Origin of the sequence: Pseudomonas abietaniphila, assembly GCF_039697315.1 — a bacterium.
In the GTDB taxonomy this organism is placed as follows: domain Bacteria; phylum Pseudomonadota; class Gammaproteobacteria; order Pseudomonadales; family Pseudomonadaceae; genus Aquipseudomonas; species Aquipseudomonas abietaniphila_B.
Genome location: NZ_CP155619.1, coordinates 116,686 through 128,570 on the forward strand (window position 1 = coordinate 116,686; position 11,885 = coordinate 128,570).

The window sequence follows — 11,885 nt, forward strand, 5'->3', positions numbered from 1 at the left end:
TCCTGCTGTTGATTGTGCTCTTCTACATCAATAGTCCAAGCGCCACAAAACGCGACTTGGGTGCAGGCTGAACGCAGGCGGCGGGCCCACGGAGCGTCGCCGGAGAGAGGTACGACGACGAAGGAGTCGCCAAACCAGGAGCAAGCACCTGAACTGACCCCCGAAAGTTGGACACCCAGTCCAACCGAGGGGACAGTCATGACGAAGTACAATCCAGCCTTCAAGCTCAAGCTGGTTAAACAATGCCTGGCCGGCAACAGCACCAATAGGGTTGCAGTTAGAAATGGTATCGGTCACTCCATCCTGCAGCGCTGGGTGCGCAGCTATCAGCAACACGGTCTGCCCGGCCTTGCCAAGCAATACAGCCGCTATGACGCCCAGTTCAAACTCAATGTTTTACGGCGCATTGATCAGGATGGATTGTCGGACCAGCAAGCCGCCATTCTCTTTGGCATCCGCGGGCAAAACAGCATCGGGGAATGGAAGAGGCTGTACCATGCCGCAGGGATCAATGCGCTGAAACCGCATCGCGAGAGAGAACCTGCCATGCCTCAAAAACCGCCTGAAACACCTCTACAGTCCTGCCCTGACGATGACGAGCGTACTCGTCAGGAACTGCTCGATGAGCTGGGTTACCTGCGAGCGGAGAATGCCTACTTAAAAAAGCTCGATGCCTTGATCCGGGAGCAGAATGCAGCGCGAGCCAAAAAGCGCAAATAATCCAGGGGTTGAGGCATGAGCATTCGATGCAATGGCTGTTGCGTGCTGCTGGCCTGGCCCGAAGCACGTTCTACTATCAGGCCAAGGCAGTTGCCCGCGATAAATACGCCGGGCTCAAGGCTCACGTGCGACGCATTTATGAAGAGCACAAGGGACGCTACGGCTATCGCCGTATCACTGCGGTCCTGGGACAGATAGGCGAACATGCCAATCACAAGACGGTACAGCGGTTGATGCAGATGATGGGGCTCAAATCGTTGGTCAGGATCAAGAAATATCGCTCCTACAAAGGTCCTGAGGGCGAGACGGCGCCTAATCGGTTGGCGCGCCAATTCAAGGCCGACCTTCCCGACCAGAAATGGGTAACCGATGTCACCGAGTTCAAGGTCAACGGGCAAAAGCTGTACCTGTCGCCCGTGCTGGATCTTTGTACCCGAGAGATCGTGGCTTACCAGACCAGCAGGCGGCCGGTGTTTGAACTGGTGTCAAAAATGCTGGAAAAAGCTGTGGCACGACTGGGTCCAGGACAGACTCCGTTGCTGCACTCGGACCAAGGGTGGCAGTATCGTCAGCTCAACTACCGGCATCGGCTGGCCCAAATAGGCCTTCAACAAAGCATGTCTCGCAAAGGGAACTGCTACGACAACGCTGTGATGGAGCGCTTCTTCGGTACCCTGAAGAGCGAGTTTTTTTACCTTGAGCGCTTCGACACCGTTGAGCAATTAGAGGCCGGGCTCGACGAGTACATCCATTACTACAACCACGAGCGGATCAGCATGACGCTCAACGGCCTCAGTCCGGTGCAATTTCGAAAGCAGGTAATGAGTCAGTAATTTTGTCCAACTTTCGGGGGTCAGTTCACACCCTTGGTTACTTGGGGGTGGTGCGGCATCCCGACTTTTCCAAGTAACCCGCCGAAGGCGGAACAGCTTGGCCGTTAGGCCGAACCCAAACCTCGGCGCCGACACCTTTTAACAGCCATACGCCCTAACCCAGTGCCCCACCAAAAAAGTTAGCCGCCCTTCTTACGCTGCTGCCACGCCGCCGCCAGTCCACTCAGACAGATGATCGCAATCCCCGCCTGGGCCGTCAGTGACGGCGCATGGTTGAACACGATAAAGCCCCACAGCCCGGCAAACACAATCTGGCAATACCCGAACGGCGCCAACAGGGCCGGTGCCGCGAAGCGGAACGCCTGGGTCAGCATCAGGTGCGCAACCATGCCGCACGTGCCGAGCGCCAGCATGAACGGAATGTGCTTCCACTCCGGCGACTGCCAGAAGAAAGGCACGATGGCACTCATCAACAAGCTGTTGAACAACCCGGCGAAGAAGTTGCTGGTGGTCGGGCTGTCATGCGCCGCCACCAGGCGCGTGAGCAACTGGTAGCAGGCAAAGCACAACGCAGACCCCAGCGGCAGCAGCACGGCAGGCGTGAACAACTCGCCGCCCGGGTGCACGATCACCATGACCCCACTGAAACCCACCAGCACGGCAATCCACTGCCCGCGGCTGACCCGCTCCTTGAGCAACGGTACCGACAACGCCGTGACCAGCAGCGGCGCAAGAAAGTTGACTGCGGTCGCTTCAGCGATCGGGATGAACATCAACCCGCTGGTGAACAACAGGCTGGTTCCCAGCAAACAGGCCGCGCGCAGCGCCTGCAAGCCGGGACGCTTGGTGCGCAAGACCCGCAGTCCCGAAGACGGCATGAAGATGCAGGCCATCAGCGCGGTGTGCACCACGTAACGCACCCAGACCACCATCATGATCGGGTAAATGCCGGAAAGGTATTTGGACAAGGTGTCGTGACTGGAAAACAGGAAAGTCGCCAGGAGAATCAGTGCGATGCCCTTGAGCGGCTGGTTGACGCCGGAGAGCGGCGTGCTGGTGGTACTCATCAGCTTTCCTTTGGCCTTGCGTGAATGCGTGGTCGCCCCATTGCTGTTTAGAGCATTGGGGTAGACGAGGAAAGAATATAGAAGGCGTCGTCAGATAACCAAACATTCATGAACATTCAGTTGTTTTTTTGAATACGTAGTCGCGTTTGATCCTACCCGGACGCCAGATCTTTAACGGCAATAGACACGATGACGAATCCGGCGGGCGCCGGACTCGTTTCTCAAAGGCGGTTGAGGCGCTCCGCAGCTCAGTCCTGCAACGATTCAACGCCCAACTCGTTCCACACCTCCTCCGCCAGGTGAAACGACGCGTTGGCGGCGGGGATGCCGCAGTAGATCGCGCTCTGCATCAGCACTTCCTTGATCTCGTCGCGTGTCACGCCGTTGTTTTTCGCGGCACGCAGGTGCAGGCGCAGTTCGCCTTCACGGTTCATGCCGATCAGCATGGCGATGGTAATCAGGCTGCGGGTGTGGCGTGGCAAGCCGGGTCGGGTCCAGATGTCACCCCAGGCGTGCCGGGTAATCATTTCCTGAAACTCGCCGTTGAAGGGCGTGAGTTTTTCCAGGCTGCGGTCGACATGCGCGTCGCCCAGCACGGCGCGACGGACGTTCATGCCCGCCTCGTAACGTTGTTTTTCGTCCATTTTTGCTCTCGTCGGATTTAACGAAGATTGAAGGCCTGATGGTCAGCCACCGCGCGTTTGACCCAGCGCTTCGATTGCCCCAGGTACTGCGCGGGATTCAGCAAATTGTCCAGCGCCTGTGCTGACAGCTGCGCCGTGACCTCAGGCTCGTCGCCCAGGACCTCGCGCAGGTGCTTGCCCTGTTCGACGGCGCGGCGGCAGCATTGCTCGATCAGATGGTGCGCTGCGTCGCGGCCGATCCGCTGCGCGAGCGCAATACTCACCGCTTCGGCCAGCACCAGGCCGTGGGTCAGGTCCAGGTTCTGCGCCATGCGCCCGGCGTCGACTTCAAGACCCGGAATCACCGCCAGCGCTTGCTGCAACGAGCCGGACACCAGGCAGCACAGCTCTGGCAGGGTTTCCCACTCCGCATGCCACAACCCCAGGCTGCGTTCGTGTTCCTGTGGCATCGCGCTGAACATCGTGGCCACCAGACCCGGCGCTCGCGTGGCGGCGCCGATCATCACGGCGGCCCCCACGGGGTTGCGTTTGTGCGGCATGGTCGATGAACCGCCCTTGCCCGCCGCTGCGGGCTCGAACACCTCACCGGCTTCAGTCTGCATCATCAAGCTGATGTCCCTACCGATCTTGCCCAGCCCTCCCGCCACCAGGCCCAGCCAGCTGGCGAACTCCACCAGCCGGTCGCGCTGGGTGTGCCACGGCTGGTCCGGCAGGTTCAGTTTCAACTCCCGGGTCAGCGCTTCGGCAATCGGGAATGCCATTTCACCCAACGCCGCCAGGCTGCCCGACGCACCACCGAATTGCAGGCACAGCAGGCGAGGTTTGAGCTCCTTGAGCCGTTGCCGATGCCGAGTGATCGCGCCCAGCCACCCGGCGATTTTCGCGCCGAGGGTGATCGGGGTCGCCTGCTGCAGCCAGGTACGGCCCGGCATGGGCACGCCGGCATGCCGTTGAGCCTGCTGCGCCAGTGCGTCGGCCAGACTCGCCAGGTCCTTCTCCAGCAGGGTGATCGCGCTATGCAGTTGCACCACCAGCCCACTGTCCATGGCGTCCTGGCTGGTCGCGCCCATATGGACGTACCGCTCGGCCTTTTCGTTGCGCGTGGCGATTTGTTTGCCGAGCGCTTTGACCAACGGGATCGCCGAATTACCCGCATTGCCGATGGCAACCGCCAACGCATCGAAGTCGTAAAGCGAGGCGTCGCATGCCGCGACGATATCATTCACCACCTCGGCCGGGATCGCACCGATGGAAGCCTCGGCACGCGCCAGTGCGGCTTCGAAATCCAGCATGCCCTGCACACGGCCCCGGTCGGAAAAGACCTCACGCATGCCCTCTTGAGTGAAATAGTGGTCGAAAAGCTGATTGCCGGGTCTGTTCAACGTACTGCTCCTGACGGATCGTCCCTACCTTTGATGTCGCCTGCGATCAGAAATCGAAGAACACGGTTTCGTCTTCACCCTGAACGCGGATGTCAAAACGATAGGCTAATTGGCCGTCGACGCTGCACCGTTTAGCGATCAGTGTCTGGCGTCGCTGGGGCTGCTCGATCAGATTGAGCACTGGATCTACAGCGTTACTCGGGGCCTCGTCATCAAAGTACAGGCGCGTCTGCAGATGAATGTTGATGCCCCTGGCGAACAGGGAAACGTTGACGTGGGGCGCCATCGGTATGCCTGCAGCGTTCAGCACAACGCCCGGCTTGACGGTCTTGACCTGCCATTCACCCTCATCGGTGGTGGCTGTGCGACCAAAGCTGTTGAACGGTTTGTTGAGGTCGAAATCGGTGTGGTAACGACCCTCTGCGTCGGCCTGCCACAGCTCCAGAAAGGAGTCACGAATCAGGTGACCGTTGCCGTCGTAGACGTGCCCCAGCAACACGATATGCTCGCCGGTCGCGCCCGACCGGGCCATTTCGTTCCAGATTTCCTGTTCCCGCGCCGGGTTGCCCGCGGCTTCAAGTGCCAGACCGATGTGCACGTAGGGCCCGGCGGTCTGTGATGGGGTTTCCGGCAGTATTTGAACGGGCATGGGCAAACCTCCTCAGACGTTTTCGAAGTGTGTCTTGCGCTGACCGCGCAGGACGATATCAAAGCGGTAGGCCAGGCAATCCATCGGATTGGCCATGCTCATGTCGAGTCTGGCAATCAGGCTTTGCACCGCGTCTGCATTGGCGATGGACTTGACGATCGGACACATCCCGATCAGCGGGTCCCCATCGAAATACAGTTGCGTAATCAGGCGTGTCGAGATCGACGGGCCGCTGATGGACACGTGAATGTGCGCCGGACGCCAGTCGTTCGGGCCGTTACGCCATGGATACGGGCCGGGCTTTACCGTGCGAAAGCTGTAATGGCCATCGCGGTCGGTCAGGCAGCGACCTACGCCGCCGAAATTGGGGTCCAGCGGTGCCAGATACGCGTCTTTTTTGTGCCGATAACGGCCGCCCGCATTGGCTTGCCACATTTCCACCAGCGTGTGGGGCACTGGCTTGCCGTACTGATCGACGACCCGGCCAGCCAGGATGATGCGCTCCCCGATGGGCAGACCACCGTTGTTGAAATTCAACAGCAGGTCGGCGTCATGACGGCCGAATTGCAAATGGGAGAAGTCGGGCCCGCTGGTCTCGGAAATCGACTGCGGAATACTGACCAGTGCCTGCCGTGGAGAGCGCAGGATCGAGGTCTTGTAGTCAGGGGTCAGGGCTTTCGGGTGCCAGTTACGGTCGCGGATCGCGAAACGGCTGTCGAGTGCGTCGGACATGCCGGTCTCCTGTTTCCAGTTATTGAAGGTCCGCCTGCTTCAGCCCATTCGCTGACGGCGCGGCAATGCAGGCGATGACGCAGTGTCCCGCGCCATCGACCTCGACAACACTGAAAAGAAAGCCGACATCCATAACCAAACGGTTATGGATAGGTCCCCTCGCGATAGGCCTGCCCTACCTCTCGCAACGTCTCCACGCACCATTGGGCGGGAATCGACAGCGGTAGCGCCGGATTACTGCACAGGCCCACCGACCCGCCCGGTTCGCGAATCCCGAGCTCGAGCTCGACCAGTTCACCCACCTGCAGATCCTGGCGCACCGCATCGAACGGCGCGATCCAGACCGCATCGCTGCACTGCACGTAGCGGCGGCTGAGGGTCAGGGACAACGTTTCAAGACGCTGGCGTGGAGGATCGATACCATGCTGGACGAACAGGCTGTCGGCGAACTGGCGGATGGTGGTTCCCGCCAGCGGCAGCACAACCGGGAAATCCTCAAGCGTCAGTGAACGCTCCTCTGTTGTCAGCAACGGATGCCCCTGGCGCACCACCAACGTCATGGATTCGCTGTACAGGTGCTCGAAACTCAACCCGAGGATTTGCGGACTGTCAGTCATGCGTCCCACCACCAGATCGAGCTCGCCGAGGCGCAACTGCGACAGCAGATAGGCGCTCGGACCTGTCGCGACGCTGACCACCAATGCCGGATGTTTTGCATGCAAGCGACAGATGACCTCGGGCACCAGCAGGCTTTCCACGGTCGACAACACGCCCAGCCGGACCGCCACGGGCGCATGCTCCCCAGAACGCAGGCTGTTCACCCCTTCGCGCAATGCCTGGACACTCGGACCGGCATAGCGCATGAAGGCCACGCCCGACTCAGTAAGTGCCGCCCCGCTCTTGCTGCGCACGAACAGGCTGGCATTGAGCAGACCTTCCAGCTCCTTGAGGGTTTTGGACAATGCCGGCTGACTGATCGCCAGTTTGTCCGAGGCTTTTGCCAGGCTGCCTTGGCGCGCCACTTCAAGAAAACACACCAGGTGGCGGAATTTGATCCGGGTATCGATGTTCACGACGGTTTCGCGACCGGCACGGTGAAGCGAAACACGCTTCCTGTGCCCAAGGCGCTGGAAGCGGTCAATTCACCGCCATGAGCTCTGACGATCCCTTGCGAGATGTACAGCCCCAGACCCGTCCCGCTCGGATTGCCTTCCCGTATCCGCCAGTAACGCTCGAACACGTGAGGCAGTTGATCCGGGGCAATGCCGGCACCGGAATCGACGATGCTCACCGCGACGAAATCGCCCTCCAGGGTCGCCGTGACGCTGATCAACCCTTCCTTCGGGGTGAACTTGATCGCGTTACCTACCAGGTTGGACAGCACCTGAAACATCCGCTCCGGGTCGGCCATGATCTTGAGATGAGGCTCGCCGGAGAAGGTCAGGTCAATGAACTTGTTCAGCGCCAGCGGCGTCAGCAGCGACCAGGCGTCCTCGAAGAGCTGGCTGACTTCCAGCGTCTGCGGCGCGATGGAGTAACGACCCGCTTCGATCTTCGCAGTGTCGAGCAGGTCTTCCAACAGGTTGGTCATGCGCGCCGTGGCCCGCTGCAACGTGTCGATCGCCGAATTCAGGCGCTTGGACGCCGGGCTCACATCGGCGGCGATCAACCGTTGCATCATTCCGCACTGCATGACGATCGCTGTCAGCGGACTGCGCAGGTCGTGTGAAACCACCGCCACCAGTTCGTCTCGGGCCCGCACGGCGTCTTTCTCGCGCAACACTTGCCGCGACAAGTCCGACTCCAGTGCCGATCGCCGTAAGTCGGTCACGGCATACACATCGCCCACATCCCACCGCCGCGCCGTACCGTCAACCTGCTGCTTCCAGACTTCAAACGATTCACGGGGCTGCAAACGGTTGGCAACCACCACCTTCGACATCTCCGGGTTGCCGCTCCACTGCACGCTGTCCTTCTGCTCGGGCCGAAACCACAGGACGGCGTTGTCCACCGGCTTTGGCAAACTGAAGGCCAACAAACCACTGGCCACCGCCGGGTACGCCTGCGCAGGCGCAAACAGCGCGCCCAGGCTTTCTGTCGCCACGACGCTGTCCGGCTGCTGCTGAACCCAGCTTTGCAATGCCGTTATTTGCTCAGGCGTTGGACACTGGCCAAACAGATGCATCTGATCCTCGATGACGACCGCCAGGCCACTGGCGTCGACGAGTGCCAGGACGTCCTGCGCATGCTCGATCAAGCCCTGATACACATCGCCGTCAACCTCGGTCATCGCTCGGGCAAGCGTCGCAAGCAGGCCGGCTTTGGCCTGGCGCTGTTGCTGTGCATGCAGCGCTTCCAACGCGCTGATCTGCATCGAAAGCACCTGGCCGATGGTTTCGCAGGCCACGCGCAGTGCATGAGGCACCCGCAACGGCTGGCGATTACCGCAGCTGATCAGGCCCCACAACCGATCATCCTTGAGCAGCGAAATGCTCATGGACGAACGCACACCCATGTTTTGCATGTACTGACAGTGGACCGGCGACACACTGCGCAACACCGCGTACGCCATGTCCAGCGGCTGCCCCGTGTCAGGCCGCAGGGCCGGCACCATGGGCACAGGGATGTACGCGGCATCGGGAATGATGCGCAACCAGTTCAGGCGATAGAGTTCCCGCGCTTGCTCGGGGATGTCGCTGGCGGGGAAAAACAGGCCCTGATAGGCGTCAAGTTCACGGGTGGCGGACTCTGCGATGACCTGGCCGTGACCCTCCTCCTGAAAACGGTAGATCAGCACGCGGTCATAGCCGGTCAACGCACGAATCTCGGTGACGCTGATGTCGTAGAGCGCGGACAGGGTTTTCGCCGATTGAAGGCGGCGCAGCGTTCGGGACAGGCGTTGATCCAGCCTAAGCCCGGCAGACCGTGATTCGGCCTGAACCGGTTCAAGCTCGATGAACAGCAGGCCGTCGTGGCGATGAATCAGGCCCTCGAACGTCTGGTCGCCGATGTGCAGCGACAACGGATTGATTTCGTCGAGCGCTTCATGGAGCAATCGTTCACGCAGGTGTTCGGAAGGTTCGTCGCCGAGCCAGCCGGACAGACCCTGACCTGCCTGCGGCACAGGGTCGCCGGCCAGCAAGGATGAAGCATTGGCGCTGGCCTGCTGAACCGTCCAGGAAGCTTCGTCAACCGTCAGCAACACGCCATGGGGCTGAATCGCGCCCGGGATCCGGATGGGTTCGTCCGCGCAGCGCTGAAGCAGCGTCTGCAAATCGTGTTCAGACGTCATCGCAGCACTCCGTTGCATTCCAGCCAGCGGGCGAACAAGGCGAACGTCGCGCAGGCCGATTCCACCACCTGCGGGTTGTCGTCGGGATGATCGAAGTCAGCCAACCGGGTAAGGAAAGCCTTCCACAAGCGTCCTGTGTCCCGGCCGTAAACATCGAGGAATTCACCGCCGCTGTCGGCATCGATCGCCAATCGGTCGGCAATGATCCGGCGCAGGACTTGCCCGCCCAGCGTGGCGCCTTCCATCACATACATCACGCCGAGCAGGTCGGCCTCGCCGTTGATAGGCGGCAGGTCGGCGCACATCGGCAACGCGTCGATTTGTGCATCGCTCAGCCCCAAAGCGCGCAAATCTTTCACCAACGCCGGGACCTTTTGCCGTTCGGGCTGAGCGAGCCGCGGTGCATGAAATCGCTCGATCTGCCGTTGCAGCGGCGCATGAAAACCGTAGTACGCCTGGATGATTCGCTGATACGCATCGCGATCGAGGTCGGGGTGCGTCAGCGGCAATCGCGCCTCCAGCGCCTTGTGCTGCGCCGCAGTGGCGGCACGCAGCATCTGCAGGACGCAAGACGCCTGAGTTGCAGCACGGGAAGGCAGTAATTCGGGGGTAGCTTCAACCAAGGGCGGTGGCGTCCAGTCAGGATGGAAATGGCTTGGAGTACAGCGACATCCGCAGGTTCAGGGCAGATGGCTACCGCGCACACTAAGGGGCGCGGCGCCAAGGTGCAAACCTCTTTATCAAAAGATGTAATCGGTGGTCAGGAAGCTCGATTCGCGGTTGTGAATGATATCGCTGATCAGCGCTTTGTTGCTCTCCTGGAACTTGGTGGCCACCAATGTCCGGATCGAGAACACACGCAGTGCGTCGTCGACCGACAGAGTGCCTTCTGCCGAGTTCTTGCGACCGTTGAACGGGAAGCTGTCAGGGCCGCGCTGGCACTGGGCGTTGATATTGATCCGACCGACCTGATTGGCGAACGCATCCACCAGACGACCGACCTGCTTGGAATCGTTGCCGAAGATACTCAGCTGCTGGCCGAAGTCCGAGTCAAGCACGTATTCGATGACCGTTTCCAGATCACGGTACGCCACCACGGGCACCACCGGTCCGAACTGTTCTTCGTGGTAAACGCGCATGTCCGGGGTCACGGGGTACAGCACAGCCGGGTAGAAGAACTGCTGATGGGTCTCACCACCGCCTTCGTTGACCACTTTTGCGCCTTTGCTCACGGCGTCATCGACCAGGCCTTGCAGGTAGTCGGTCTTGCCGGGTTCTGGCAGCGGAGTCAGCGAAACGCCGGGTTCCCAAGGCATGCCTGGTTTGAGCTGTGCTAGCTTCTCTTCGAATTTTTCAAGGAAGCTGCCGACCACGTTTTCATGCACGAACAGGATTTTCAGCGCGGTGCAACGCTGGCCGTTGAACGACAAGGAACCGGTGATGGCTTCACTGACCGCGTTGTCCAGGTTGACGTCAGGCAACACGATGCCAGGGTTTTTGGCATCCAGACCCAGGGCTGCGCGCAGACGGTGCGGTTTCGGGTGCAGCTTTTTCAACGCGCTGGCGGCCTTGTTGGTGCCAATGAACGCAAAGACGTCGATCTTGCCGCTGGCCATCAGCGCGCTGACGGTCTCGCGGCCGCTGCCGTAAATCACGTTGATGACGCCGGCAGGGAAGCTGTCGCGGAAGGCTTCGAGCAGCGGACGGATCAACAACACGCCGAACTTGGCGGGCTTGAACACCACGGTGTTGCCCATGATCAGCGCCGGAATCAGGGTGGTGAAGGTTTCGTTCAACGGGTAGTTGTAAGGCCCCATGCACAAGGTGACGCCCAGCGGGACACGACGAATCTGGCCCAGCGTGTCCTGTTCAAGCTCGAAACGGCTGGAACGACGGTCCAGCTCCTTCAGCGCGTTGATGGTGTCGACGATGTAATCGCAAGTCCGGTCGAACTCTTTCTGTGAGTCCTTGAGGTTCTTGCCGATCTCCCACATCAGCAGCGTGACCACCGCATCGCGTTGCTCGCGCATGCGCTTGAGGAAGGTTTCGACATGATGGATGCGGTCGACAACGCGCATCGTAGGCCAGGCGCCCTGCCCGCGATCATAGGCTTTCACAGCGGCGTCCAGCGCGGTCATCGAGGTGTCTGCATCCATCAAAGGGGTGCTGCCGAGCACCACCGACTCCAGGCCCGCGTCGGTTTTCAACGACACCGGACTGAGCACCGGTGCCAGCGGCCCTTGCCACTGACGCAGCTCGCCATTCACCAGGTACTCACGCTGCTCGATGGCAGGCCCTGCCCGGAACTGCTCAGGAATCTCATCGGCCCTTGGGTACAGGTTGTCCAGGCGGTTTTGCAGGGTCATGTCTCTCTACCTCTTCCAGTCGGTAATCTTGCGAAACACACTACGCCACAGGTCGAAGCGAATGAAAAGAGTTGCGACGAATGTCACGGTGGCGTGACAGAGGCTTCGCCCTCTGGAAACTGCCGTTCATGCGCGTGAAGACGATAGCTTTGTCGCACCTCAGACCGGTGGGAGTCAGCTTGCTGACGAATGCGGCGTGT

The 11,885-nt window shown here is 60.5% G+C and carries 10 protein-coding genes; 1 reads left to right on the forward strand and 9 read right to left on the reverse strand.

Annotated features, from left to right (window positions below):
- Positions 1-198 precede the first annotated feature (198 nt).
- Positions 199-1,553, forward strand: a protein-coding gene (locus tag ABDX87_RS00445) for an IS3 family transposase (RefSeq protein WP_346832036.1) whose coding sequence is annotated in 2 segments (ribosomal slippage) — positions 199-658 and positions 658-1,553 — 1,356 coding nt in all. Because the reading frame shifts where the segments join, the coding sequence is not laid out codon by codon here.
- 179 nt (positions 1,554-1,732) lie between these two features.
- Here the strand turns inward: ABDX87_RS00445 and ABDX87_RS00450 are convergent.
- The 9 genes from ABDX87_RS00450 to ABDX87_RS00490 form a co-directional block, all read right to left on the reverse strand.
- Entirely contained in the window at positions 1,733-2,620 is an 888-nt protein-coding gene (locus tag ABDX87_RS00450; RefSeq protein WP_346831059.1) for a DMT family transporter, read from the reverse strand.
- Positions 2,621-2,868: 248 nt separating this feature from the next.
- Positions 2,869-3,264, reverse strand: a complete 396-nt coding sequence (gene pcaC / locus ABDX87_RS00455; protein ID WP_346831060.1) for a 4-carboxymuconolactone decarboxylase — start codon at positions 3,262-3,264, stop codon at positions 2,869-2,871.
- A gap of 17 nt (positions 3,265-3,281) precedes the next feature.
- On the reverse strand, positions 3,282-4,646 hold the full coding sequence (locus ABDX87_RS00460; RefSeq protein ID WP_346831061.1) for a 3-carboxy-cis,cis-muconate cycloisomerase: 1,365 nt from the start codon (positions 4,644-4,646) through the stop codon (positions 3,282-3,284).
- A 46-nt stretch (positions 4,647-4,692) separates the two neighbouring features.
- Entirely contained in the window at positions 4,693-5,295 is a 603-nt protein-coding gene (pcaG, locus tag ABDX87_RS00465) for a protocatechuate 3,4-dioxygenase subunit alpha (protein WP_346831062.1), read from the reverse strand.
- A 12-nt stretch (positions 5,296-5,307) separates the two neighbouring features.
- Positions 5,308-6,027, reverse strand: coding sequence for a protocatechuate 3,4-dioxygenase subunit beta (gene pcaH / locus ABDX87_RS00470; RefSeq protein ID WP_346831063.1), 720 nt, complete (start codon positions 6,025-6,027; stop codon positions 5,308-5,310).
- A 143-nt stretch (positions 6,028-6,170) separates the two neighbouring features.
- The gene (pcaQ, locus tag ABDX87_RS00475) at positions 6,171-7,100 is read right to left on the reverse strand and encodes a pca operon transcription factor PcaQ (protein ID WP_346831064.1); all 930 of its coding nucleotides are present in this window, start codon (positions 7,098-7,100) and stop codon (positions 6,171-6,173) included.
- Complete coding sequence (locus ABDX87_RS00480) at positions 7,097-9,319, reverse strand: ATP-binding protein (protein ID WP_346831065.1); 2,223 nt, start codon at positions 9,317-9,319, stop codon at positions 7,097-7,099. Before ABDX87_RS00480 ends, pcaQ begins: the two co-directional genes overlap by 4 nt.
- Complete coding sequence (locus tag ABDX87_RS00485; RefSeq protein WP_431061195.1) at positions 9,316-9,942, reverse strand: biliverdin-producing heme oxygenase; 627 nt, start codon at positions 9,940-9,942, stop codon at positions 9,316-9,318. Before ABDX87_RS00485 ends, ABDX87_RS00480 begins: the two co-directional genes overlap by 4 nt.
- Positions 9,943-10,059: 117 nt before the next feature.
- On the reverse strand, positions 10,060-11,685 hold the full coding sequence (locus ABDX87_RS00490) for an NADP-dependent glyceraldehyde-3-phosphate dehydrogenase (protein WP_346831066.1): 1,626 nt from the start codon (positions 11,683-11,685) through the stop codon (positions 10,060-10,062).
- Positions 11,686-11,885 lie beyond the last annotated feature (200 nt).

Coding starts and splice junctions, on each gene's coding strand:
- ABDX87_RS00450 (WP_346831059.1), bottom strand. CDS start 2,620: ATGAGTACCACCAGCACGCCGCTCTCCGGCGTCAACCAGCCGCTCAAG.
- pcaC (WP_346831060.1), bottom strand. CDS start 3,264: ATGGACGAAAAACAACGTTACGAGGCGGGCATGAACGTCCGTCGCGCC.
- pcaG (WP_346831062.1), bottom strand. CDS start 5,295: ATGCCCGTTCAAATACTGCCGGAAACCCCATCACAGACCGCCGGGCCC.
- pcaH (WP_346831063.1), bottom strand. CDS start 6,027: ATGTCCGACGCACTCGACAGCCGTTTCGCGATCCGCGACCGTAACTGG.
- ABDX87_RS00480 (WP_346831065.1), bottom strand. CDS start 9,319: ATGACGTCTGAACACGATTTGCAGACGCTGCTTCAGCGCTGCGCGGAC.
- ABDX87_RS00490 (WP_346831066.1), bottom strand. CDS start 11,685: ATGACCCTGCAAAACCGCCTGGACAACCTGTACCCAAGGGCCGATGAG.